Genomic DNA, 23,794 nt, shown 5'->3' with positions numbered 1-23,794 from the left:
ATGAGCGCTTATGTAGAAGATAATATAAAACCTGATTATGACTCGGTAATATCAGATATTGCCAATTATGTGTTGCATGCGGAAATCAAAAGTCCTTTAGCCTATGAAACGGCACGGCTTTGCCTGATGGACACATTAGGTTGCGGCATTCTTGCACTTAATTACCCTGAATGTACCAAGCTGCTCGGCCCGGTTGTACCCGGCGCTGATATGCCTGGCGGAGCGCGAGTGCCTGGCACTTCATTTGAGCTTGATCCGGTTCAGGCTGCGTTTAATATTGGCGCTATAGTGCGCTGGCTGGATTTCAATGATACCTGGCTGGCAGCAGAATGGGGACACCCATCTGACAACCTGGGAGCAATTCTGGCCGTAGCCGATTATGTCAGCCGGCAAAATCTGAAAGCGGGTAAACCGGCTTTAACCATGCAGCATGTACTGACTGCCATGATTAAGGCTCATGAAATCCAGGGTTGTATGGCGCTGGAAAACAGTTTTAACCGGGTTGGACTGGATCATGTCGTCCTGGTAAAACTTGCAAGCGCAGCGGTTGCCGCAGCTTTGCTGGGAGCAGATACCGAACTATTACAACGTACGATATCCCAGGTTTTTGTAGATGGTCAAACCCTGCGCACATATCGCCATGCTCCTAATGCCGGTTCCAGAAAATCCTGGGCAGCTGGCGATGCAACATCACGTGCCGTCCGGTTAGCGCTGATTACCAAAGCCGGGGAGATGGGTTATCCAAGTGCACTGACAGCGCCGAAATGGGGCTTTTACGATGTATTATTTAAAGGTAATCCGTTTAAATTTCAGCGTCCTTATGGCAGTTACGTTATGGAAAATGTTTTATTCAAGCTTTCCTATCCTGCCGAGTTCCATGCGCAAACTGCAGTGGAATGTGCTGTTAAATTGCATCCGCTGGTTAAAGAACGGTTTGACGATATCGCCAGCATAGAATTAGTTACACATGAGTCAGCGATTCTTATCATCAGCAAGCAGGGCGCTCTGCATAACCCGGCTGATCGTGATCACTGCCTGCAGTATATGGTTGCAATCGGATTGTTGCATGGTAATTTAACTGCTGATCATTATGAAGACAATGTTGCTGCTGACAACCGGATTGATGAGTTGCGAGCGAAAATGCGCGTCACTGAAAATACACAGTTTTCACGCGATTATCATGATCCTGAAAAGCGTTCAATTGCTAACAGTATTCAGATCAAATTTAAAGACGGTACTGAATCAGAACAAATCACTATTGAATACCCGATTGGCCACAAACGACGCCGCAATGAGGGCATTCCAGTGTTAGAGGATAAATTTGTCCGTAATCTGAAAACCCGGTTTGATGATGCAAAGGTCAATGCTATTGTGAAAGCGATGAGCGATACCAATACATTAGCCAAGATGCCAGTGACGGAGTTTATGGCAATGTGGGTGAATTAACTGCCACTTTTGAAATGAATGATTGAGTGTTGGGCTAAACGAAATGTAGCCCAACACTCTTTATTGCCATCAAAACTTTCTCTTTATTCCTGCCGTTGTCAGCACCTTGGTAGCTATTTCCTCGATTGAAAAGCGCGTGGAATTTAAATAGGGGATATGTTCGCGCTTATACATTGCCTCAACTTCAGCTACTTCAATACGGCATTGCTCAGGAGACGCATAATGGCTGCCTGGCCGGCGTTCATTACGAATTTGTTGCAGACGCTCCGGATCAATGGTTAAACCGAATAATTTGTTTTTATAAGGCCGCAGGCTCTCGGGAAGACGAAAACTGGTTAAATCTTCCTCAGTAAAAGGGTAATTGGCAGCTAACACGCCAAAATGCAGAGCCATGTATATGCAACTGGGTGTTTTACCACAACGGGATACGCCAATCAAAATAATATCCGCCTTATCATAGCCGCGGGTTTTTACGCCGTCATCATGGAGCAGGGCGTAATCAACCGCTTCCATTCGGCTGGTATACGTCTGTGGATTGACTACACCATGAGTTCGCCCGACTGTATAGGAAGATTTTTCACCCAGTTCAATTTCCAGCGGGCCTAAAAAGGTATTAAACAAATCAAAGACACAAGCCTCAGCCTGTTTAATTCGATTAGCTATTTCGACATTGACCAGGGTCATAAATAAAAGCGGCTTAATTCCGGTTTTCTCATAAGCCTGATTAATCCGAATAATTGCCGCATTAGCTTTATCCAGCGTATCTATATAGGGAATAGTGGCTTTTTCAAATTCAATATTTTCAAATTGCGTAATCAGGCTATTCCCAAGATTCTCCGCTGTAATCCCGGTTCCATCCGAAATCATAAAAACATGCCGTTTCATTGGTTTTCCAGTAAAGTTTTTTGATACTGTAGCAATTTGTAGATTGCGCTGTAAAGACAGTATTTCAGCAGTGATCGATACAAAACAAGGAGGATGGCATAATAAGATAGTCCGTTGAATCTCTTAATTTTTCTTGATTCATTGCAAAGATAGACTATCATTAATTCAAATACAGAAATAAAACAGGAGCTTGCTGGAGCATGGAGTACGACCGTTATGCATATAATAGTAAATTATTTATTACTTGCATGATCTCTTTGGTCATATGCCTGAGTTTAGCTTCGTTCATCATTTATATCATGCCGCATCTAATATGGAACTGGCATTATGATGTTCCAGAATTCGTATCGCATTGGCGGGAAAGACTTGTTGAAAACCATAATATGACACGGACTTCAGCGAACTGGACAATATTTTTCAGCTTTTTCATTCCGGCTGTGGTCAGCGGCTTAATTGCCTATTTTACTTCCAATCGGCTTGATAACGACATTTATGGCCTAACTCCTGAGAAAAATCCTGAGGAGGAAGGGCTCATTGTTGAGGATATAAAAGAAACCGCAAGTTTTGGCAGCAAATTGTTTTTGTTAATTATTGCTGTTGTAGCTTTTGTCTTTTTTGTTGAATGGCTGATTGCTGTTCCACCACCGCAATAAGAATAAAGGAGTTATCATGGGTCTTATTAAACAAATGAAAATCCGATCATTAACAAAAAAGCTGAAAGCAATGCAGCATAACCGTAAAATGAATGCGGTTAATGATGATCTGTTAAAAAAAGAAATTGCCATGTACGAGCTTCTGGGGAAAAAGTACAAGTCTCTGATTGGCAAGAAAAAATATCCATTTGCTAGCCAAATGGTTAATGAATGTATGCGGGCTGCCGCCGCTATGGATCATGCTGAATCGCAATATCTGTTAGGACAACAATTGCTTGAAGAGGCCAAGTTCCGTGAGAAACTGGAGCAGGAAGAACTCTTCGCCAACCCCAGTAACAAACGGATGGCGACTCAGTTGTATGAAGAGGCTCATGCTTATTTACTGGCCGCACAAAACCTTGAGCATGTTCTGGCAAAAAGGTTGCGCGGCCTTTGCTATATTAATGGCTGGGGAGTTGAAACAGATAAGAATAAAGGCTTTGAATTAGTCGTTGCGAGTATTGAGCAGGAAGGAAGCTGGGATAAAGTCCCTCAGATTTTTGCAGCGATCGGTCTAAACAAACCGGAATTTTTTACTGCATTAATGAAACATCGCGGTAAAAATTAAATTTCGCTATAATAGCCTTTTAATTTGTTTTGAAAAGGGCAAAGTTGTGTTTGGTCTTAATGAAGTTGTCGGTAAGTCCTTTTTTAATTCGGCAAAATCAGATGAACTATTTGTTACCAGCCGATTTTTTACTTTGCAGGGTGAAGGGCCTTATCGCGGGCAGCCCGCCTATTTTATCCGGCTGGCGAAATGCAATCTTGCCTGTTCTTTTTGCGATACTTATTTTGACTCCGGTGACTGGAAATCCTTTCAGGCATTATTCGAGGAAGCTGAACAGGTAATAAATCAGTTTTTTAACAGCCGTGAAATGGTTACTCCTGAATGGGCACAATCAAGTCCGCGCAAAATGGTATTGGTCATTACTGGCGGCGAACCGGCGTTGCAGGCTAATCTTGCTCCATTTCTACACGCGGCAAAACATTATTTTCAAACCATGCAAATTGAATCCAATGGCACAGTCATTCTGCCAGATTTACCTGACCAAGTGACTCTGGTTGTCAGCCCGAAATGTTTGCAGAAAGAAGGAATACCGGTACGCTATTTACAGCCAGGAGATAAAATGCTGGCGCGAGCCGATTGTTTGAAATTTGTTATGTCCGCGCCAGAAAATGGTATTTCCCCATATAACAATGTTCCGGAATGGGCGCACGATTGGGCGCAAAATACAAAGAAGCCAGTTTTCATAAGTCCAATGAATATCTATAAAAATGAACCACAGCGCGTGAAAACAATCCGGGAGGAGGGCAGGGATCTGACTCTCGAAGAAAGATCTGAAATCAACGAGGTCGTCAGTTTCTGGGAGCCTGATTTACTCGATATGGAAAAAAACCGGCGTAACCATGAATATGCTGCTGAATATTGCCTGAAACATGGCTTTATTCTTAATTTACAAACGCATCTTTTTGCAAGTTTGCCTTAAAATCCGATGCCTCATCCAATCTGAGGCACCAGTCGCTATTACTTGCCTATAAATCTGGAGGGATTAACTACTTTAATTTTAGGGGTGTAGGCTGCAACCAGGGCGTTATTTTTCTTATTCTTATAGGCACAGAACCATGAATCGCCTTCCCGTTCAGGTCCGCCAGAGTTGTTAAGCTTTTTCAACACACGATTTGCTTTTTTAATTGCATCCGCTTTATTTTTGGCAACATCAACCCAGACAAGGAGGCTCCATTCATTGTCAGTATCAAAATAATTACTCCAGTTTAATCCCAGCCAGCCAATAGTCTCTACAGCATCATTGACGCCAACAGCCGCTAAAGCTTCGGCACTGGGACATCGGGAGGGAGCTAAGGCAAACGCTGAACCGGATACCATAAGAGCGAGAGAAAATGACGATAACAACCGCTTCATAACACATTCCTTGTAATAATAAAAAATCGCAAACATCATACGCTTATAATTAGCTGGCTACAAGGCAACCTATGTAGCCAGCGTTCTGTCCTTAATTTGTACAAATATTAAAAGTAATCCTATAATTAATAAAAAACTACTAAGGATAGCAAAAATGGACACCTCAAAATTTTTAAGTAAAGTGCTGGGTATTTATTTTATCATTGTTTCAGTTGCAATGTATGTCGACATGCAGCAATTTACAGGATATGTACAGCGTTTAATTCATGATCCGACATTGATGTTTGTAACTGGATTTTTTACCTTGATTTTAGGGATACTAATGGTTGTAAGCCACAATATCTGGCAATGGAATTGGCGGCTTTTAATCACAATTATAGCCTGGATCGTTTTATTAAAAGGCATAGGTATTATCTTCCTTCCACATTTTATTGACACAGTTTCTTTGTCATTCGTGGAAAATATATACATGACTTATGCTGCTGCAGGCCTTGATTTACTTCTTGGGCTATTCCTCTGTTACAAAGGATTTAAAGAATAAATTTTTATCAGTTAAGATACTGTCATTCCCGCGAAGGCGGGAATCCATTTCTCAAATGCTATTACAAAAAATTATTGCAACGCACTTAAGCTATGGTAAATACTTACCACTTAAATTTTTTATTAATAAATGTAAAGCCTTGTTAAGTTGAATAATAGATCACTATGTATTAAAGTATTTCATTTAAAGAATCAAAGTGATCTTTTATGCCTAACTTACTTCCTGTATCAGACTTTGAACAAAAACTCGTCTTTGCAGGAGTAGCCGCTGGGGCTATTTATTTTTTCTTTGGTCCTGTGCCGCTTGCAGCAACAATTACAACATTATTGTTGAAAAAAAAATATGATAATAGGCGCCTCAACGAATTAATTAAGCGTGCTATAGAAGCAGAAAACAGTTCAGACTTTCTTGAACTGGAAAAAAAACAGGTTCATCTTAATGAAAAACAAAAATTAACTATGCTTATAAATGCTCATCAGATTGGAAACAATGCGCTGATCAATCATCTTTATGAAAAAAACTTTAAAGTTGATTGCGTCTCTATTTGCACTATATTCAGGCAAAATCAAAATTTAAGTTTATTTATGTTGCTTCTAAAACGATTCCTTAGTAAATATCCAAAACCCAGTAAACAAGATCTTGGTTATATCCTAAGTCATCTATGTATCTATAAAGCTTTTCATCATATCGATACTCTGTTTTTACTCTACCCTGAGCAGGTACTCACAAATCTTTTTGAATTTTTTGAACAGAATAATGCAAATGGCAGTGCGATTCTGCAATTTCTTGAGGAGAGAAAAGGGTGGTTAGTTGAAAATCTCCAAATGGTAAATCGTGCAGTAAGGTGTCGGACTGACGAGCAATTACTTAACCTTCTAATGGCTATTTTTCCTCATGGGGAGCTGGATCTAAAAGGCACTTTGATGCGTTTAATAGAGAAACAAATTAATAATGAATCTCTGTATAACAATTTTTTTATATATTTTAATAAAAAAGAAAAAACTGAAGAATTTTATAGTCAATTAGAGCAAATTGTAGAGAATGCTTTATCCCGTAAAAAACTTGATATTGCAGGGCGCCTATTCAAAGATAATCCAGCTTTTCTAACTACTAGAAAAGAATTTGCTGCCAAGTTACTTTTCCGGTTTTATCATAAACCTAAGATTACCAAGTTACTTATTAAGTTTGGGGCTAATACTAATATAACAAACAGAGACGGCGTTAGCTTGTTGGAGCAAAGCATCGGATCTCGTTATACTCTTACGTCTAAAAAGCAACGTAGACTTGATGTTTATATGGAAAATGGAGGGGATCTTAGTCTTAGTCTAAGAGATGCGCCACAAAAGAGGACTGATATGACTCTTCTTGGTTATTTACCTTTTCTCAATTTGAGAGTAAATCATCATGAAGCATTTAAGGCGATAAGATTACAAAAATTCATCGCATTATTTTTGGAAATTCCAGGAATCAGCTTTTCCAATGGTACGGTATGTAAACATGCCGATATGCAGGATCCTCAGGCCTATTGGAATTTTCTCTTGGATTTGTATTTCAAACGCAATATAGCTAATGCACTTAAGATTGACTTACCTTCTTCGATGGTAAATCAATTAAATACGCGTCTTACTTCTTTATATAGCGAAAATGGTGATTATAATCCTGAATCTCTTTATGAAGAATACAATCAAGGCAAACCTGTTATTCTTCCAATATATATTTACGATGGTTTTGGCAGCTCGCATATCGCAGTAACGGGTTTTGTCAAAACAGGGCCTAATTCTCATATAGTAGTTGAGGCAGATCGTGGTTTAGGCCGTCATGATTTTTCTGTTTTTGAGAATCCTGCTTTTAGTTTTTATGAGTTTTGCAAATACACAAAAACTCGCCACGCCCCAATTTTGGTAGATAAATGGCAATCACATGAAACCAAAGCATTATTAAACATAGACCTTGACGCACAAAAAGATAATTTTTGTCCATCTATCTCAGCAAAATTTGCTTTTAACATCACTTTTTTTCTATGTCTAATTCATCAAAGAATTCACGAGAACTCACAATTTAATTCTAATCTTTTGCTCAAGAAAGAAATACTAACTGCTAGTTATGAAAAGGCAGCACTTTGTATGAAAGAATTTTCTGATTTAGCTTTAAATACAATGTTAAATGATTATCAGACCCTCCAAACTAAATTCATAAACAGTGATTTTCTAGAAGTGGTAGAGGCTATTCGGAATGAGCAGCCGCCAGTGAAGTTAGCGATCTAGTTGGAGTATCTAATATAAGAGCGTGTCATTATTTTGTTCCCTTACCGAGATTCCCAAGGGTTTAGTAACTCTACACCTGAATCTTCAAAATCTTTTATATTTCTTGTTACAACCACAAATCCATGAACTAAAGCTGTAGCAGCAATTAATGCATCTCTTTCTGACCGACGATCAGGTATATGGAGCTTAGCACAACGTTGTGCTACTGCAACATCTATGTTTAAAATTCGTTCTGAAAAGGCAGGTAGCACATGGGTATTAAGCCACGTGCGCAAAATCGCTCCCTGAGAGGGGTCTACACGTTCCTTCTGTAAAACCTCCATTTCTAGCTCAAGTATGCTAATTACTGATAAAAATAAAGATGCCGTAGACTCGGCTTTAGCCCACGATATTACATTAATATTAGCTTTGGCGCCTTTTCTTATTTCTGATACAACATTTGTATCTATTAAATACATTAATCAAACTCCTCTGTACGATAAATATTTCCTTTTAGCTTTGGTGCCTCAAAGGCTATATCTGTTGTATCAGGCATAGCTAACAAATCTACTATTGTTTCTTTAGTTTTAGTTAATTTTAAATAGTCTTCAATTGTTAAAAGTACATGAGCCGGATGACCTCTATCAGTAATAAAAACAGGCCCATGCGCAGAAGCCTTCTTTATTTTACTGACGTCTTGATTAAATTCACGACTAGAAAAAGTTGAAATTGCCATTGCCAATCCATTATCTGTAGTTACATATCTACAATATAGAACAAAAGTAGTTACTTGTCTACATTGTTTATTATATTTCTACTAAAATCTACAACTGGAAATAAAACTCAATATTAAAATTAATTACTAATGGGTAGATGAGTATATTGAAGATAATAAAGATAATGATAATTAGTCTTACCTTTCATTATCCTGTATGAGAGCAAGGTAATTAATTTAATCCTATATTGGCGGACTGCCCCCTCCCGTCTAGCAATAAGTCTGATTATCAAAATAATCAGACTTATTATGATAAATTCTGCTATTGCCATTTTGCAAAAAGCACCACTGCTACTGCAATCCGATTTGTTTTTTGGCTTTAATACATTATTTACATTGCATTAAAATATCATTTTTCTGAAAACCATTAAGAAATTTTTCACAATCCAAACCATAGTCCCTGGCCCAGCGTTTAAGTAGCCGAGAGACGTTGCCCTGAGAAAGCACTGCAATATGCTTTGAATCTAATTCCGCATTTTCTGGAGTGAATACTGCTTTAATTAAATTATCAACAGCATCAAATTTTTCCGCTTTACTGTAAGCCCCGAAACATTTAAAAATACCAAAATAGTAGTAATTATTAGGGTTTTTGTTTCGCTCTTTTTTATAAGCCGATAACTCTATTATTAGAGCAGCCAAGGGAGTACGTTCTGGCGAAAAATGCACTAAATCATCCCTTTTATATGAGTCAGGGAAAATTGAAAGAAACTGCCAATACTGTTCAGGATATTTCTCATAATCTCTTAGTAAGGCCATTTTCTCTTTTGATTGAGTGATAATCCTGGGTAGATGTTCTTTCAGTGCAGACCAAACTTTATTTTGCACTTCTTGACTGGAATTTTTTAGATATTTTAAAAAATAAAAGATTTCATCAGTAACTGGATCAGCATTATTTTGTTTATTTGTTGCATAATTTAATACTTTAGGTAAGGCCTGAAGCATGGCCAGGTACATTAAATTGTAATATTCGGTATTTTCTGAGGGAACAAAAACAATAATGTTCATAAAATCATGCATAGAGAAATGGTTTTTTTGGAAGATAGTATTCGCCTGTTTTGCTATTTGTATTGCAATCGTCTCTTTATATATTTTTCCGCTTGGCAGCGTTCTAATATGTTGATAAGAGGTAAGAATGGTACTCAAATCCAAAACCGGAAGCACTTCTTCGTAAAAAGTCGTACATTCTCCAATATAGGAAGCTACTATACTAATATCGTTTACAGATTTAATTATGAGAGGTAACTCTGTTTTGAAATTTTCAAGGATAACTTTTGCAATCTCAGTCGGTTGCTCTTTTAGCATTTCCCCTAATTGCCTTGGCAATATTCTGACATTTTTTGCAAGAAACTCCGCCAGAACAGCCGCCATTTCGACAGAAAGACCCCGAAAAGCCCAGTAACATCCGCCCTCGTCTCCTAGAACTTTTGTAATGAATATTGAAGGCAAAAGCTCTTTGGCTTGTTCAATGGTTAACTGTTTAAGTATATGGTTTAAATCTACTCCATCTTCACACCAAGTGTTTACTTTTTCCTTCAATAGCCCAAAATTTACTTTGCCATCATCATCTTGTAAAGAGTAGAGTGAATCACGCTTAGAATAAGAAGAATCACTAATTGTCAGAAATTTATTTCGGATGCTTTTTTTCAAAATAATTGCCCAGGACAATAAATCATCACTATACTTAATATGCAATCAAAAAGTCAATGAGCTTTAACTAAACGATTTCTGTTAATCCAGGAGGGGCTATATGCAAATCTTAGAGTCTCTCTCATCTCGCCCTGGCTTGAAGCACACGTTGGTTTTTTGAAAAATACTCAATTAGTAGCACGTGAATTAGGAATAAACTTTTAACTTTATTCAACTTTGATTACCATATCGCACGAAATTAACTTAAGTTTCAAGGAATGCCTCATGATGAACATCAACAATAATAAAGCTGCGTTAGTGACCGGAGCCAGCCATGGAATTGGTCTTGAACTCGCTAAAATTCTTTTAGGTGACGGTTGGGTTGTCTATGGAACAGGGCGGGATGTGAGCAGTTTAGAAGATACTAAAGCCCTATTTCCTCGTTTTGTTCCCATTCAATCGGATTTTACCCGAAATAGTGATATTGAACAGGTTGCAAAAATTATTAATGAATCTGGAATACCCCTTCATCTTTTAGTTCATAATGCAGGAATGAAAAGCCCCCCACGTCCGTTAACTGAATATGATTGTGACAGTATTGACGCAGTTTTCCAGGTTAATTTATTAGCTCCAATGAAACTAACGGCACTTCTTGCGGTACGGATGCCTGAGAAGTCTCGGATTTTATTTGTTACATCAAGGGCAGCCACTTTGAAACTTAAAGAAAGTTCAACATACTGTGCAAGTAAAGCAGGTTTGGATGAAGTAACGGCTATTGTGAGAAAAGAGTTAGCCGAAAAAAATATCGGTGTATCCTGTGTTATTCCAGGGGAAGTGGATACAAAAATTCAAAAAATTTTAAGAGAAACAACTTCATTTCATTTACATCAAATGTTTGATGAGGCTTATCAGTCTGGTCAATTAATAAGTCCAGAAACTTGCGGGAAATTCCTTAAATGGTTTCTTTGCGGCTTATCTTTTGATGAATTTAAGCAAAGCAATATGCCCGTTTCCATCTATGAAGAATGGCATCATCCATTCTGGCTTAGAGATAAGAGTCAGCTTCCTCCCTTTCCTTTCTAATTTATTTATGAATTCTATCGATTTTAAATCGGCGGAAGGCGGAACTCCTGTTTCAGAGCTTTGCCGCGAACATGTCATAAGTGCAGCCACATTTTATAATGTGGCGAGCAAAATTTGACGGATTAGGAAGAATCGGTTTAATATTCATACAGCCCATCTAATATTCCCCTCTTTTGTAAACGCTCGCTGGATTATGCCCTCCACGCATGCTCACTCATGCACTTAACCAGACCAATTTTATCTCTTATCCATGGTTTTAAGGTGAGATGATTTGCTTTTGCCACTTGCCATCTTGTAAAACGTATTGAGAAACATCAGAAAGCTCATCGGTGCGATATTGGTAAAAAGTAAATTTTTGGGGGATGATGCGATAACCGCAATACAATGGGGTATAAGGTAATTCTTTATCTCTATATTCCTGTTCAATTGCAGATTTTTTGTCTTCCAGGATCTGTTTTGAGTCGATTGGCTGGCTTGAGGTAGGTGCATAGGCAAGAAATCTAAGTTGAGCGATTCTGGGATAAGCCGACCAATATGCCTTATTTTCTCCCTCGCTAAGAGCTTCAATAAAAGCTTCTAATATAACGCTTCTTTGTATTAATTCAAACCAGAATGCAAGGCTGACACGAGGATTGTCTGCTATTTCAGTTACTTTTCTCGTTCCTTTTTGTGTAAAAAATAAGATACCTTGAGGAGTAATTTCTCTAATAGCGACCACTCGAGAATGAGGTATTCCTTCTTTTGTCGCCGTAGATAATATTGCTTGTTGCGGATTAGGAGCACCAATATCTTTTTCTTCCTTTATCCATTTTTCCAGTAGCTGTATCGGCATTTATTGCTCAACCAAATTCAAGATCCTCGTATTATAATCAATAGATTCTCTTATTCAAATTAAAACTGATTAACACTATCCCTACTCCCTTTGAAAGGTAATTTAGTGGCGTGAGAGGCAACTTATACATTCCAGTTAAGCCTGAGCCTTTGCTTGGCCTATCATTGTATCCAATATCTGTTTTGGTATATATTGGTTGTTTATAATAATAAAATTGCGTCTTTGCGAGCCAAGGAAAGCATAATCAACGTGGTTTAAGGACTAAATCATGCAACAATATAATAGGCTTTTGGGGGCGTTTCTGTTATCTGGATTGATGTCAACAACCGCTTTTGCAGGTTCCCCATTATGGACTTTCGAGCCATTGACAGCCACCACAATTACAGTGTCGGAATATGGTACAGTTATCGTGCAATACCGGGTGACCAATCAATCTGCCAGGTCCCATACCTTAACTATGCAGCCTATGCAGGGCATTACGCAAATCACCTCAGGACCCAACGTTTGCAGAAATCCGTTTGTGCTCAGTGGTAAAAGTGCTTGCATTTTGACTTTAGAGATAAGCGGTAGCCAGTTAAATAGTCCGATTACAACGGGCCCTATGGTTTGCCAGCAAGACAATCTCAATCAGTGTTATCAACCAGACCGTACTAACAACCTGCACATTACGCGCAGCACTGCTCCAGCTACCATAACCATCACTAGCCCTGTGCAGCAAAGCCGAATAGTCACGGTATCGGGCATGACACCATTATCATTGGAAATCACAAATAATGCAGATAGTATGGATAATGCTTATGCAGTAACAGTCAGCAATCAGGCAGCCTGTCCTAATCTGTCGGTGAACGACAGCGATTGCACCAGTGTTGCGCCTGGAACCAGTTGTACTCTGGAGTTAAGTTCGAACGCCCCCTACGCCCCCTGCCTGATTACCCTTGGCGGCAGTAATACCATCGATAACCCGCAAACGTTGATTGCTTTTTATCATCTTGGCGGTCTTGTATTTGAAGAAAGCGGCGGCAGCGGCAAAATTGTCATTGATAGACTGCAGCAGTTTTTCAGTGAATGGACGAATACCGACAATGATATAGTCGGCGCAACAAGTATGGATGATGGCGCAAGCAATACTGATGCTATTATTGCTGATGCGTCCTGCTCGAATGACACTGCCAATTGCGCAGCTCAGCGTTGCCGCGATATTAGTGCAGACTGGTATCTTCCTGCAGCAAATGAGCTATCTGCAATCAATACCGCACTGTGCTCTAATGCAGTCTCCCCCTGTAATTTTGGCGTATTTTTGCCCACCTACTATTTGAGTTCTTCGCAGCAGACGCCGCCATCCAGTTTCAATTACTGGGGTGTGCGCTTTCCAGCTCTTGCGTTTGGCGGATTTAGTAAGAATATTACTACTTATGTACGTTGTGTCCGGGTTTTTACTCCCTAATTGATAGATGGCTAGCAAAATTCGCATGCAATCAAGAGAGTTTTGCCATCGTCTGTTCGCAGGACCTAAAAATTTATAAAGAAATTTATCGAGAGAATATTATTTAAAAAATTTGGTATACCAAGGCGGCGTATATATTGATTCATATAGCCTATCTCCGTACTTATTGTCGGATTAAATTGATATCCTATACCGGCAAATAACCGATTCTGATCAAAACCTTTGCCATTTCGTCCAATGAAGTTATTTGTATGCCAAAATATTTCGTCAGAACCGACTAGCCTGAAATCAGGATGGTTTTTAATGGGTATTGCAATTTTAAGCAGCTGTCTTACACGATAAGCTACCTTATGGTTATTCGTTGTAAAACGTTGTTCCATACGTGTCCGGCTAGAAAAGTTCCAATCAGGCGTTTTTTTATTCCACAAAAGCTGTTCCCATATCCGATCTTCAGTAAACGGATGCATTGTGAAAGGTATACCAGTTTTAATCCAGGCATAACCAACCCACAAACTGGCTTTTTCAGTCAGCATATAGCCTATTCCTGTGCGAAACATCGTTTGTGAAGAGCGGCTGGAATCATCGCCAATGCGCTCTTGACCTTCTAACCAATATTTAAAGCGCTGAAACGATCTACTTTCCTTATTAACAGGGCCACTGATTGTTAAATTCAGCCAGGACTGGAAATCGCGTTGCGTAGTACACCAGCTCCCTGAGCTGTAAATATACAAAATAGAAACAAACAGTCTAACTAACAGTTTTTTGCGGCACCAGCTCAAAACTACACCTGATTTCTGTAAATAAATTATTATATTACAAGGAGATAGTCGCTTGGTAAACAACTAATTCAGATCAAGAGCGCTGATAACATCTTACTCCGTAATTTAGTTTAATAATATGAGTGTTGGGCTTTATAGCCCATAGATGTCAAGCTAAGCCAGGTACATAGGAAATTAGAATAGTAAATGTACAAAATTCCTTAACTGACTGCTATGTGTTTTACAGTCCATATTCGTTCGGCCTGAGGAAAATGCGGAGCATTTGTCTCGAAGGCGTGGCACTGTACCACAGGCTTCGAGACAGCGCTAAAGCGCTTCCTCAGCCCGAACGATATTGTGAAATATAGAAATTTAATTCCTTAGCTTGACGGCCATGGGCTTTATAGCCCAACCTACGCTTTTTTTATAATAAATAGTGTGTTTTATGAAAGAAATTATTGCCAATAATTGAAATTATTGTTACGGTAAAATCACCTCGCTTTAAAAGAAGTTTATCATGAAAAAATCTATTTTTAATGAGTTAATTTTCTCTGCGCTTAGGGGTAATTATTCTGCACTTTCTCGCCTCGAAGAATATGGAAAAGAAAATTATGGCGTGGAAATGGGTTTTTTAGAGCATGAAAAGGAAAGAGCATGCAAAGAAATTGAAAAAGCTTTAGCACAGAATCCTGAGGATTCAAATGCATTAACTTTAAAAGGTTTTATGCATTATATTTCCTATTTAAATGATAAAAAAAATAATAAAGAAAATGAAGAAGAACTAGCTAACGCAATGACCTTGCTGACGCGAGCCTGTCAATTAGACAATAGCAACGCCATGGTCTATTTAATACAGCTTAATAGAATAAGAACACGTCGGGAGCAGCACGTAACCTGGTCTCTGGAATATGATAGCTTGGAAGTTAATTATTTCATGCGTGCATGCCAATTGAACAATCCTGAGGCTCTGCATCGGTTTGGGGCAATTTCTCGGGCAGAATGGAGCACAGAGCAAAATTTTGAAGCAGAAATAAAAAATAGAAATGCGGCAGCGGATTTAGGCCATACTAAAGCATTAATAGGGTTAGCTGTTTGTTATGAGCATGGGAGCTGGTATCGCCGCCGTTATTCTGATCATCAGCAGCGAGCCATGCAGTGTCTTAATAGAGCCTGTGAATTAGGCGATAGCGATGCAATGATTGCGATAGCAAATCAATATCTTAGCGGAAGGTTAGTACGGAGAAATATTTCTCAAGTGATTAACTACCTCGCTCGCGCTATGGAACTCAACAACTATAAAGCCTATTGCAGGCAGGCAGAATTGATTTTAGAGGGCGTAATTGAGCGTTATGATCTTGATCGGGTTTGTCAATTGTACTATCAATCCTATTGTATTCAGCAAAATAATAGCGCCCTATTCAGATTGCAATATCTCTGGAAAGAATATAAATGGCCACCTGCTTTACAAGCATGGCTTTTGATAGCGATAAGCAGTAATAATCTTGCTAAAGCGAAAGAGATTTATAGCAGTTATCCTGATATCCTGAAAAAACTTTATTATCCACTTGACGAACCGTTTCTAAAGCCATTATTAGCGTTTTTACAACAACAGCCTGTGCCTGATTATCATTTAATTAATTATTTACAGTTTAGACATCTGCTTAATAAGCATAAAGATAAAGAAGCATTTACCTACTATGAAAAATACTTGCTGACTGATAATTATGCTGAAGCAAGCGAATTATTTCGTATGGCAAATATGCAATTATTTGACTTTGAGCCAACAAATTTGAATCAACAGCCGTTTGAAGGACCCAAAAAAGCTTGCTTATTATTATTGCGCGGTTATTTAAAAGAACGAAACAGGGATTGTTATAGCTTGTTAATCAGCTTGCTCTCCACCATACTCGCAACCAGCGAGGGAAGAAATTTAGCCTCTTACAATACACGAGAACATAATCAGTTAATAACCCAGTTAAAAAACAGGATTGACACTCTGTTAGCTGATTACAATATAGCTATTCAAAAACTGCGAAACCTGGACGATCAACTGCCTCAAGTTCCAGTTAAGCATGACTATAAAGATATTCCTTGTTGCTTTTTTCGTCGTTTTTCCAAGGAAATACACACTACGGCACAAATTACGGTTCAACTGACAGAGGCATTGAGCAAACCAAACCTGCTGACATCATTAATTACGAAATGGGAACATACATTGCGTACTTCGCCCTATTCGGCAATTTTTTGGCCTGTAATAGCATTCGCAAATCATATTAATGAGCTATTCCTGCCACCTGTTCCCAGTATGGTTAGTAGCTTATCCCTTCCCTGTAGTTAATTTTCTAAACAGGTAGAAAGATGATTGGCGGTGCTGGATCAACTTACGAATCAATACTGAATTTCCAGCATCCGGGCATGTGATCGTTTACCATGCCGATCGCTTGCATATAGGCATAGATGATGGTTGAGCCAACAAAGCTCATTCCATATTTTTTGAGATCTTTGGAAATTGCATCAGACTCTGGAGAGGTTGCGAGTATTTTTTCGGGGCGGTTAATTTTTGGTTTGCCGTCCACATAACGCCAAAGGTATTCATCAAACGAACCGAATTTTTTCTGAATTTCCAAAAAAATCCATGCATTTTTCCGTACGGAATATACTTTGAGCTTATTTCGGATAATATTGCTATCGGTAAGCAGCTTTTCCAGGTCTGCATCTGTCATTTTTGCACATTGTTCCGGATCAAAATTATTAAACGCTTTACGGTAGCTATCACGACGTTTAAGGATCGTATACCAGCTTAGTCCAGCTTGCGCCCCTTCAAGTATCAGCATTTCAAAAAGCAATCGATCATCATGAACGGGTACGCCCCATTCGTTATCATGATAATGGATATAGTCCGGTTTATCATCCGGCACCCAACTACAACGTTTTTTATTGGTATCTGTTGTCACGCTATCACCTCTCGCACATCTTCTCATAATTTAAGCACAATGCCGAATGAATGAATAGATGCCTGACTTCGCGAGCGGAGCAGATAAGATGGAATAAACACAATTTATATGATTTAATTCTTAAGCTTTCATCAATTACAGGAATTATGACAATGTTTAAAAAGCTCGCGTTAGGTCTATTGGCTACAGCAATATCCGGCTATTCTAATGCTGGTATTATTGAATTGGATGCATTTGATCCGGATCACTGCCGACAACAGATTCTCCAAAGTTCTGATGATCTCCCTGTTATTGCTGCATACACAAGCGAAATCGGCAATGAAAGTGAATCAGAAGCATTTATGGATAAATTTGAGCTTTTAGCGAAAGAACACCCTGAAAGAACATTTTTTAAATGGGATGCCAATAGAGATGTCCAACATACGACTCAAGCACTTTGCATGCAACAATTAGGATTTTTTATGCAGCCAAGCATAATGTTGCTTGCTGTCGTAAAATATGGCACGAACGGACAAGCGATTATGACCTCCCCGCTACGGTTGCAATGGGCTGGAGAAATGACAATAACAGATATGAATAATTTTATTGCTGTTGGTAATTCCAGCATTAGAAAATCAGTATTATTGCAAAAATCTCATCATTAAAAAAACTCAAGCAAAGACGTCATCCTGAACTCCTATGGCGTCTTCTCAACAATTCGCAGGGAGATGGCGTGCTTAATACTTTACTTATTTTCCTCGGCGCCGGATTTGGCGGATTGTCTCGATATTGGGTTTCTACCGGAATTCATTATTTTGTCGGACGCCATTTTCCCTATGGCACTTTATTTGTTAACGCGACTGGCTCATTTTTGATGGGTTTGTTGTTTGTTTTGATTATAGAGCGCTTTGATGGTATTGGGCCTCAGTTACGCTCTCTTTTGCTAATCGGTTTTCTGGGAGGCTATACGACTTTTTCCTCTTTTTCACTGGAAACTATGGCCCTTTTTGAGAATGGCGCCTGGCTTGGCGGTTTTTTGAATATATTACTGAGCGTTGTTCTATGTCTTACATTAACAGGTTTAGGAATAATGGTAGGCCGGCAACTATAAAGTCAGTTAATTTGGCACTATGATTAAATATTGGCATATAATATATCATTAATAACTAAATATTTAAGGTTAGTATATGCGAAACTATCCTAATCAACCTAAATTTAAAGAGTGGATTGATTATAGTATTGATTTACAACCCATCATATCAAGCTATCTAATACCCCACCCAAAGGTTGCTCCCAGGCTCCTTTTGGGGCTTATCCAAGCTCAGAGAAGTGTCAAAGAATCCTTACCGGAATTTGCTGAATATTTAGACCATATAAAAAAAACAATATCCGACTATGATAGTGACGGCAATTTTTTTTCAAGAGTTTTACTGCCTTTAAACTTAGGCGGTCATTTTGGCTATGCTGTAATTGATCTTAAAAATAAACAAGCAGTTATTGGAGAGCCTTATGGAAGTATTGGTTATGAAGCGTCATTAAAAGATTATGAAAAACTCATTAGAGAGGCATTTCCAGATGTAAATGTGCAATCACATCATGTCAGATATCAGACTGATGTATATAATTGCGGTCGCATCTCAGCAAAAATGTTAGCTTATTTAGGTACTAGTCAGAAAAGTATTCATGAAGCGCTTCTAGATAGGCGTGAAATGGAGAAGTTTATTGTAAAGAATGAACAGGAAAGTTATGCTCTTTATCAAGAACAGTGTGAACTTGTTATTAATTGGAAAAACCAATATACAAATCCATTAACAATTTACGGACCGCTTTTAGAAAAGATGGGGCTGGGAAAACCCAACAATAGTTCTATTTATGCATTCTTACGAAATACTTTTTTTAGTGTTCATAACAGCCCCTTTATATTAGTCGATATTATCAATGTTTATGAAGCGGCCGATCAATCAACGAAAGAAGAATTTAAGGCACTTATTGAAAATTATCTTATAGCCGAAAACCACGGTTCATTAGATTCTAATCAACAAATATTTGAGCAGGAATTTGTTAATTTAATTCCGAAACTCGCTTTCAATTACTGTAATGAATTAGCCGATACAGCAAATCAAACGCCTGTTAAACCAGAAACAGACAATCATGATGAGCCTGTCAATAAAGATAATTTACTAAAAAAACTAGCACCTATGATTCCTGAAACATTTATCGAACCTGCTTCTGTTAAGAACCTATCAGCTATGGCCGTATTGTTTCGAAAAATACGTGGCGATCGGATTTTTATGGAACAACCTCTTGATTTTACTGACAGTCAGCTCAATAGTTTAAGTCAAGACTCCAGGCTTAGGCCATTATTAATAAAGTACCATGAATTCATACCTGCTGAGCTTTTAAAGATATTTCAAAAGAACTTAATGAATGAATTGAAATCTTTTATCCCTGATACGCAACCTAAAGTTGAGACATATTTACCTCCTGCTTTAAGAATGTGGCATGCTTTGAATGGCTCGGTAACGTGGCAATATGAAAAAATGAAATTTACTGAAAGTGATATCATTGCTTTTTCAACCCAACCGTTAAAGGATGTACTGGAAAAATATCCCCCCTCAATTTTACCAACTCAATTTTTAACTATAAAACTTATGTCAAATTTAGCGCAATTAACCGCTGATGATAAAACGGACGTCGCCAATTCGCCTATTAAAAAATTGGTTCGTTTACTGCGAGGCGATCAAGAGTTAAGTAACGGGCAGCCATTGATTATGACATCGGAGGATTGGGATGCCATTTATAACAATCAAAAATTAAAAACTATTTTGGCTAATTATCCAAAAGCAATCCTGGAAAATCTTCCTCAAGCACCTCAAAATCAAGCGATGTTGGGTCGATAAGGAAGATACGTAATTAGCATACTAAATACAGCACAGCCCAACCTGCGTTAGTGGATTAAAGTCATACATTCATGCCATATTCTATAGCTCTGCGGCCAAACGGGCTTAATATGACCATCAAATTTATTGTTCATTATATCGAGATATTCAGCAATTTTTGCTTTTGAATCAATATTGAGAGATTGCCGGCCATGGTTTGTCAGCCTTGCTGCAATAGCTCCGGCAAACATAACATCAAGTTCCATTTTATTTTGCTGCTCAAGTTCATTAATAATTTCTGTGATATAAAGCGATTCACGCGACGCTAATTTAAATGCCAGAATTATTTTTATGGAAATTCGGTTTTCCGGGGTCACTGAACTGCGTTGTAGTATGGCGTTTATTTTGCTTATTTTCTGATTAAGCGCCTGTTCAGCCGACAGAGCTATAATCCCGCGAATTGCAATCATAGCGTCATGCGGCAGAGCTGTATCGAGCAGTTCATTATAGAAGTCCAGTAAAAACTGCTTTTCAGCAGGATAATTGTCTATCGAATTTCGTTGATAAATAGCTTGAGTATCCCGGATTATCATATGCCGGAACTCATCATTTTGCTGGTTTATGGCATATAGTCTAATCAGTTTTGGTAATACATCCGGGCTAGCCGTAAAACCCAGCTCATCAAGGATAAAAATCTTTTTTTGCATATCGAAGTTCGGGTTTTCAACGAATGTTATTAGTGTATTAATTTCTGCTGTAGTAAGTGCGGGTTTATCAATTATCTGGCGAAACTGGTTAAAATCAAGTTGATTTAATTGCTTTAGCGATAAAGTATTAATAGTGCCTTGATACATGGCGATGTTTTGTTGTACCAGTTCTGAATTATAACCAGTAAACTCATCATCACGCTGATCTGGAAATGCATTATATACTGCCCTTGGCATTGTATCAGAAGGTACTCCAGGCGGCTTGAACGTTGGTAAAATATATCCGCCCCACCAGTAAATGTAATTAATGAAAGTATCACATCGAAACAATGGACAGATTAACGGCATACCCCACTCGCCCATACCTGGATTATAATGATTAGTATAGGTATATTCCGCGCAATTGAAACTCATTTGAAATGCCGCTTCATCCATCATTTTCATCCCTGTCGCTGCATTCCGGTTAATACCATATTTCGCGCCCCAATAGAGGGTTTTACTTTTAAAATCAGCGAGTGAATTGATTTGTATGGCGACAGGTTCATATAAAACTTCGATAACATTATCCGCTTCCATATCCATATTATCTGCAATAGCCATACCGATATGCCCTATCCATCCCATACCTGGCGCATTGAGATCCCTTGCTACAATATCTGTTGGGTAAACTACTGAAAAAGCAACGTTTAAATGACAAAAAAAGAGAAGAAACAAGGGGGATTTTGAATGAGATTTTGCATTGATTTTCATGACCAATCTCCAGTATTTATTTAATTGAGATTATCACAAAAATAATATGAAATTAAATGTATTTTTTCCCTCTCCCCAGCCCTCTCCCGATACGGGAGAGGGAGTATCCATGAATAAGTCTCCTCTCCCTAAATACTCTCCCGATACGGGAGAAGGGGTATCCATGAATAAGTCTCCTCTCCCTAAACACTCTCCCGATACGGGAGAGGAGTATCCATGAATAAATCCAGGAGAGAGCATTCATGAATAAGTCCCCTCTCCCGTATCGGGAGAGGGTTAGGGAGAGGGAAAATAGCGGTGTTAATCTGAAGACGAATGTAATGAATGATGGCGACGATTGTGTATACGCTGTGGAAGCCGGTGTTTTACAAAGGTTGTCGAATTGTTTAATTGGGACGGTACTTTATTGACATTAGCTGATAAGGCACTGGATGTTGAGCCTAATGTATCAAAGGAGTCAGCCGGCTCGATAATACAACCAGTTAGTCCTGAGATAGGTGCCAGAATCAGTATTAATCTCATCATTTTTGTCATAATTAATTCCCTGTTAAAAACTGGCGTTAATTGCAAATAATACCGTATTGCTGCTCTTACCAAGATTGATCCTGTCAATCTTAAAGTAAACCGGCAATCCCTGCCCGCCCGCTTCACTGGTACGGCCGTAATTGACATCATGTTCAAAGCTCAGGCTTTGCGTAGTGTTGCGCCACAATGAAGTACTTACGGTGGCAACATACTGTTTGGCCGGTAATAATAAAGCAAGCGCTTCTTTAGTATAGCCATAACCAACGGAAACGATACTGGGTTTTTTAAGGAATTTAAATTGCAGGCCTGCTTCAACATCAAATGCTGCCGGTCTTGCGCCATGGCGGTTAAAGCCAAGGTCGCCCCGATCAAAATGACGGGTAGCAGTGATATATTCTGAAATTACGCTGAATGGGCCATAAGTAAAGCTGCCATGGGTATCAAAACCAGGTACTTTGTGCACCAGGCTTTCACCATTGTTGCAGGGATATGCAAAACCACCAAAAACATCGCACTGAATCGCATACTGCCCATTAATTTGCATTCCTTCTGAATCAGCTATATTGGAAATATAACCAAATCCTACATTCGCATTCCAGTTATTCTTGTTAAGATAGTAATCCGCGCTAGCGCCCCACTCATTGATGGCTGTTGCGCTTGTTACTGTCGTCTCGCCCTGATATCCGTAAAACTCCAGATCAAATTCGGTTGTATCATTGCTTTGGCTGTATCCCAGTAATATTGGCCGTTCAATAGTAGTGAATAAGGATGACGTTAATGGACTGTTAATTGCAAACCCGTCATATTGTCCGAAAGGCAAGTACATTTGCCCAATGGATGCATAAGCATCACCTGCGTCAAGATTACCAATAGTAATAAAACCCTGATCAAGGTAAATACGCGAGTTGAGATAGCGCGGGCCAATTTGTGGTGGATTAAGGCCGTCAGGCGGCAGGTTATCAAAGTCCAGGCTTAGAAACCCTGTGACCCATTTACCAATTCCAGCAAGTGCAGTGATATTTGCTCCAGTCAGATCAATATCGCTCTGACTGTCATCAATATAAGGTTGCATGGTGCTTACCTGAGCATTTAATGAACCGCTCAAGACCAGATAATAATCGCCGGGCTGATTATTCCCAACCATTGACTGTCTGAACTGCAGCGCCATAAGATCACTGTTGGTTTGCGATATATTTGTTAATAACTGTGAACCGTTGTATGGCGGCGGTAAGCCCAGTGACGGCGCAAGGTAAATTGGCGCGTTTATAAAAGGTAAAGCGGGCGTTGGCTTTGGTTTCAAAACACTGGCATCACGGTAAATATCATCACTGTTAACAGGCGGAACGGAAGTAACTGGAGGGGGCGTTGATTTGGCAGGCGTTGCAGCTAGAGGTTTAACTGGTACTGAGGCAGCAGGCCTGGTCTGTTTAGCGGATTTCGCTGGAGTAGCCGCTTTATTAGCCACAAGCTGTTTTTTCAATTGGGTTACTTCGACTCTCAGTTCTCGAGCTTCTTTATGCAGGGCTTTTGTCTCTTCAATAAGCGCTTTCAGGTATTCTTCACTGACTTCAATAGCATATGCACTTATCGGGCTAAGCATCAATAAGCCAAGTAAGCTTAAACTGCGCACGTTTGTATAGAGAAAATCTGCTTTGGAAGAAATAACGTCCATATTTTAATTTTGTAGTCCAGACAAAAACGCTTAATGATATCATTTACCTGATGATAATAATATTAAAATAATAAATAGCTCA

The 23,794-nt window shown here is 38.9% G+C and carries 24 protein-coding genes and 1 pseudogene; 13 read left to right on the top strand and 12 right to left on the bottom strand.

The window, feature by feature from the left end:
• Positions 1-1,446, top strand: a complete 1,446-nt coding sequence (locus ACFORL_RS00275; RefSeq protein ID WP_382339940.1) for a bifunctional 2-methylcitrate dehydratase/aconitate hydratase — start codon at positions 1-3, stop codon at positions 1,444-1,446.
• A gap of 69 nt (positions 1,447-1,515) precedes the next feature.
• Here the strand turns inward: ACFORL_RS00275 and ppsR are convergent, their stop codons facing one another.
• A complete protein-coding gene (gene ppsR / locus ACFORL_RS00270) occupies positions 1,516-2,331 on the bottom strand; it encodes a posphoenolpyruvate synthetase regulatory kinase/phosphorylase PpsR (protein ID WP_382339938.1) in 816 nt (271 codons plus the stop codon).
• A gap of 299 nt (positions 2,332-2,630) precedes the next feature.
• Here ppsR and ACFORL_RS00265 point away from each other — a divergent pair, with 299 nt between their 5' ends.
• The 3 genes from ACFORL_RS00265 to ACFORL_RS00255 are packed head-to-tail and all read left to right on the top strand — an operon-like array spanning position 2,631 to position 4,510.
• Complete coding sequence (locus tag ACFORL_RS00265; protein ID WP_382339936.1) at positions 2,631-2,984, top strand: hypothetical protein; 354 nt, start codon at positions 2,631-2,633, stop codon at positions 2,982-2,984.
• Between the two features lie 16 nt (positions 2,985-3,000).
• Positions 3,001-3,591: a hypothetical protein gene (locus tag ACFORL_RS00260; protein WP_382339934.1), complete on the top strand. Its 591-nt coding sequence runs from the start codon at positions 3,001-3,003 to the stop codon at positions 3,589-3,591.
• 46 nt (positions 3,592-3,637) lie between these two features.
• The gene (locus ACFORL_RS00255) at positions 3,638-4,510 is read left to right on the top strand and encodes a 7-carboxy-7-deazaguanine synthase QueE (protein ID WP_382339932.1); all 873 of its coding nucleotides are present in this window, start codon (positions 3,638-3,640) and stop codon (positions 4,508-4,510) included.
• 38 nt (positions 4,511-4,548) lie between these two features.
• Here the strand turns inward: ACFORL_RS00255 and ACFORL_RS00250 are convergent, their stop codons facing one another.
• The gene (locus ACFORL_RS00250) at positions 4,549-4,944 is read right to left on the bottom strand and encodes a DUF4949 domain-containing protein (protein ID WP_382339930.1); all 396 of its coding nucleotides are present in this window, start codon (positions 4,942-4,944) and stop codon (positions 4,549-4,551) included.
• Between the two features lie 154 nt (positions 4,945-5,098).
• On the opposite strand from ACFORL_RS00250, the gene ACFORL_RS00245 reads away from it, so the two are divergent.
• Positions 5,099-5,485: a hypothetical protein gene (locus tag ACFORL_RS00245; protein WP_382339928.1), complete on the top strand. Its 387-nt coding sequence runs from the start codon at positions 5,099-5,101 to the stop codon at positions 5,483-5,485.
• A gap of 206 nt (positions 5,486-5,691) precedes the next feature.
• Positions 5,692-7,749 (top strand): hypothetical protein, encoded by a 2,058-nt coding sequence (locus ACFORL_RS00240; protein WP_382339926.1) that lies wholly within the window; start codon positions 5,692-5,694, stop codon positions 7,747-7,749.
• A gap of 41 nt (positions 7,750-7,790) precedes the next feature.
• On the opposite strand, the gene ACFORL_RS00235 is transcribed toward ACFORL_RS00240, so the two are convergent.
• The 3 genes from ACFORL_RS00235 to ACFORL_RS00225 all read right to left on the bottom strand — a co-directional run bounded on the left by ACFORL_RS00235 (position 7,791) and on the right by ACFORL_RS00225 (position 10,150).
• Complete coding sequence (locus ACFORL_RS00235) at positions 7,791-8,207, bottom strand: type II toxin-antitoxin system VapC family toxin (protein WP_382339924.1); 417 nt, start codon at positions 8,205-8,207, stop codon at positions 7,791-7,793.
• Positions 8,207-8,464, bottom strand: a complete 258-nt coding sequence (locus ACFORL_RS00230) for a type II toxin-antitoxin system Phd/YefM family antitoxin (RefSeq protein ID WP_382339922.1) — start codon at positions 8,462-8,464, stop codon at positions 8,207-8,209. Before ACFORL_RS00230 ends, ACFORL_RS00235 begins: the two co-directional genes overlap by 1 nt.
• Before the next feature lie 366 nt (positions 8,465-8,830).
• The gene (locus ACFORL_RS00225) at positions 8,831-10,150 is read right to left on the bottom strand and encodes a hypothetical protein (RefSeq protein WP_382339920.1); all 1,320 of its coding nucleotides are present in this window, start codon (positions 10,148-10,150) and stop codon (positions 8,831-8,833) included.
• 264 nt (positions 10,151-10,414) lie between these two features.
• On the opposite strand from ACFORL_RS00225, the gene ACFORL_RS00220 reads away from it, so the two are divergent.
• Complete coding sequence (locus ACFORL_RS00220; protein ID WP_382339918.1) at positions 10,415-11,212, top strand: SDR family oxidoreductase; 798 nt, start codon at positions 10,415-10,417, stop codon at positions 11,210-11,212.
• Between the two features lie 7 nt (positions 11,213-11,219).
• A pseudogene (locus tag ACFORL_RS00215) lies at positions 11,220-11,337 on the top strand (transposase); the annotation flags it as partial.
• Positions 11,338-11,468: 131 nt separating this feature from the next.
• Here the strand turns inward: ACFORL_RS00215 and ACFORL_RS00210 are convergent.
• The gene (locus tag ACFORL_RS00210) at positions 11,469-12,044 is read right to left on the bottom strand and encodes a pyridoxine/pyridoxamine 5'-phosphate oxidase (RefSeq protein WP_382339916.1); all 576 of its coding nucleotides are present in this window, start codon (positions 12,042-12,044) and stop codon (positions 11,469-11,471) included.
• Positions 12,045-12,312: 268 nt separating this feature from the next.
• On the opposite strand from ACFORL_RS00210, the gene ACFORL_RS00205 reads away from it, so the two are divergent.
• A complete protein-coding gene (locus tag ACFORL_RS00205) occupies positions 12,313-13,488 on the top strand; it encodes a DUF1566 domain-containing protein (protein WP_382339914.1) in 1,176 nt (391 codons plus the stop codon).
• Between the two features lie 65 nt (positions 13,489-13,553).
• Here ACFORL_RS00205 and ACFORL_RS00200 read toward each other — a convergent pair whose 3' ends face one another.
• Positions 13,554-14,267: a DUF2490 domain-containing protein gene (locus ACFORL_RS00200; protein ID WP_382339912.1), complete on the bottom strand. Its 714-nt coding sequence runs from the start codon at positions 14,265-14,267 to the stop codon at positions 13,554-13,556.
• A gap of 496 nt (positions 14,268-14,763) precedes the next feature.
• Between ACFORL_RS00200 and ACFORL_RS00195 the strand changes: the two genes are divergently transcribed.
• Positions 14,764-16,584, top strand: a complete 1,821-nt coding sequence (locus ACFORL_RS00195) for a tetratricopeptide repeat protein (protein ID WP_382339910.1) — start codon at positions 14,764-14,766, stop codon at positions 16,582-16,584.
• A 43-nt stretch (positions 16,585-16,627) separates the two neighbouring features.
• On the opposite strand, the gene ACFORL_RS00190 is transcribed toward ACFORL_RS00195, so the two are convergent.
• Positions 16,628-17,200: a DNA-3-methyladenine glycosylase I gene (locus tag ACFORL_RS00190; protein ID WP_382339908.1), complete on the bottom strand. Its 573-nt coding sequence runs from the start codon at positions 17,198-17,200 to the stop codon at positions 16,628-16,630.
• Positions 17,201-17,352: 152 nt separating this feature from the next.
• On the opposite strand from ACFORL_RS00190, the gene ACFORL_RS00185 reads away from it, so the two are divergent.
• The 3 genes from ACFORL_RS00185 to ACFORL_RS00175 all read left to right on the top strand — a co-directional run bounded on the left by ACFORL_RS00185 (position 17,353) and on the right by ACFORL_RS00175 (position 20,079).
• Complete coding sequence (locus tag ACFORL_RS00185; protein ID WP_382339906.1) at positions 17,353-17,844, top strand: hypothetical protein; 492 nt, start codon at positions 17,353-17,355, stop codon at positions 17,842-17,844.
• Positions 17,845-17,912: 68 nt separating this feature from the next.
• Complete coding sequence (gene crcB / locus ACFORL_RS00180) at positions 17,913-18,290, top strand: fluoride efflux transporter CrcB (protein WP_382339904.1); 378 nt, start codon at positions 17,913-17,915, stop codon at positions 18,288-18,290.
• Positions 18,291-18,366: 76 nt separating this feature from the next.
• Positions 18,367-20,079, top strand: coding sequence for a hypothetical protein (locus ACFORL_RS00175; RefSeq protein ID WP_382339902.1), 1,713 nt, complete (start codon positions 18,367-18,369; stop codon positions 20,077-20,079).
• Between the two features lie 47 nt (positions 20,080-20,126).
• Here ACFORL_RS00175 and ACFORL_RS00170 read toward each other — a convergent pair whose 3' ends face one another.
• From ACFORL_RS00170 to ACFORL_RS00155, 4 genes are read right to left on the bottom strand one after another with little or no spacing between them, the layout of a single operon-like run.
• Positions 20,127-21,515 carry a hypothetical protein gene (locus tag ACFORL_RS00170; RefSeq protein WP_382339900.1) on the bottom strand — a complete coding sequence of 463 codons (1,389 nt, stop codon included), beginning with the start codon at positions 21,513-21,515 and terminating at the stop codon, positions 20,127-20,129.
• A 52-nt stretch (positions 21,516-21,567) separates the two neighbouring features.
• Positions 21,568-21,759 (bottom strand): hypothetical protein, encoded by a 192-nt coding sequence (locus ACFORL_RS00165; protein ID WP_382339898.1) that lies wholly within the window; start codon positions 21,757-21,759, stop codon positions 21,568-21,570.
• A 56-nt stretch (positions 21,760-21,815) separates the two neighbouring features.
• Positions 21,816-22,049 (bottom strand): hypothetical protein, encoded by a 234-nt coding sequence (locus tag ACFORL_RS00160; RefSeq protein ID WP_382339896.1) that lies wholly within the window; start codon positions 22,047-22,049, stop codon positions 21,816-21,818.
• Between the two features lie 13 nt (positions 22,050-22,062).
• Complete coding sequence (locus tag ACFORL_RS00155) at positions 22,063-23,640, bottom strand: LbtU family siderophore porin (RefSeq protein ID WP_382339894.1); 1,578 nt, start codon at positions 23,638-23,640, stop codon at positions 22,063-22,065.
• Positions 23,641-23,794: the final 154 nt, after the last annotated feature.

It is taken from the genome of Legionella dresdenensis (assembly GCF_042649825.1).
Lineage (GTDB): Bacteria > Pseudomonadota > Gammaproteobacteria > Legionellales > Legionellaceae > Legionella_C > Legionella_C dresdenensis.
This window is presented reverse-complemented; position numbering and strand designations above follow the sequence as displayed.

Bases quoted from the DNA above. Each gene is read 5' to 3' on its own strand.
- ACFORL_RS00275 (WP_382339940.1), top strand. From the start codon at position 1: ATGAGCGCTTATGTAGAAGATAATATAAAACCTGATTATGACTCGGTA.
- ppsR (WP_382339938.1), bottom strand. From the start codon at position 2,331: ATGAAACGGCATGTTTTTATGATTTCGGATGGAACCGGGATTACAGCG.
- ACFORL_RS00265 (WP_382339936.1), top strand. From the start codon at position 2,631: ATGCCGCATCTAATATGGAACTGGCATTATGATGTTCCAGAATTCGTA.
- ACFORL_RS00260 (WP_382339934.1), top strand. From the start codon at position 3,001: ATGGGTCTTATTAAACAAATGAAAATCCGATCATTAACAAAAAAGCTG.
- ACFORL_RS00250 (WP_382339930.1), bottom strand. From the start codon at position 4,944: ATGAAGCGGTTGTTATCGTCATTTTCTCTCGCTCTTATGGTATCCGGT.
- ACFORL_RS00245 (WP_382339928.1), top strand. From the start codon at position 5,099: ATGGACACCTCAAAATTTTTAAGTAAAGTGCTGGGTATTTATTTTATC.
- ACFORL_RS00240 (WP_382339926.1), top strand. From the start codon at position 5,692: ATGCCTAACTTACTTCCTGTATCAGACTTTGAACAAAAACTCGTCTTT.
- ACFORL_RS00235 (WP_382339924.1), bottom strand. From the start codon at position 8,207: ATGTATTTAATAGATACAAATGTTGTATCAGAAATAAGAAAAGGCGCC.
- ACFORL_RS00230 (WP_382339922.1), bottom strand. From the start codon at position 8,464: ATGGCAATTTCAACTTTTTCTAGTCGTGAATTTAATCAAGACGTCAGT.
- ACFORL_RS00220 (WP_382339918.1), top strand. From the start codon at position 10,415: ATGATGAACATCAACAATAATAAAGCTGCGTTAGTGACCGGAGCCAGC.
- ACFORL_RS00210 (WP_382339916.1), bottom strand. From the start codon at position 12,044: ATGCCGATACAGCTACTGGAAAAATGGATAAAGGAAGAAAAAGATATT.
- ACFORL_RS00205 (WP_382339914.1), top strand. From the start codon at position 12,313: ATGCAACAATATAATAGGCTTTTGGGGGCGTTTCTGTTATCTGGATTG.
- ACFORL_RS00195 (WP_382339910.1), top strand. From the start codon at position 14,764: ATGAAAAAATCTATTTTTAATGAGTTAATTTTCTCTGCGCTTAGGGGT.
- ACFORL_RS00185 (WP_382339906.1), top strand. From the start codon at position 17,353: ATGTTTAAAAAGCTCGCGTTAGGTCTATTGGCTACAGCAATATCCGGC.
- ACFORL_RS00175 (WP_382339902.1), top strand. From the start codon at position 18,367: ATGCGAAACTATCCTAATCAACCTAAATTTAAAGAGTGGATTGATTAT.
- ACFORL_RS00170 (WP_382339900.1), bottom strand. From the start codon at position 21,515: ATGAAAATCAATGCAAAATCTCATTCAAAATCCCCCTTGTTTCTTCTC.
- ACFORL_RS00165 (WP_382339898.1), bottom strand. From the start codon at position 21,759: ATGAATGCTCTCTCCTGGATTTATTCATGGATACTCCTCTCCCGTATC.
- ACFORL_RS00160 (WP_382339896.1), bottom strand. From the start codon at position 22,049: ATGACAAAAATGATGAGATTAATACTGATTCTGGCACCTATCTCAGGA.
- ACFORL_RS00155 (WP_382339894.1), bottom strand. From the start codon at position 23,640: ATGCTTAGCCCGATAAGTGCATATGCTATTGAAGTCAGTGAAGAATAC.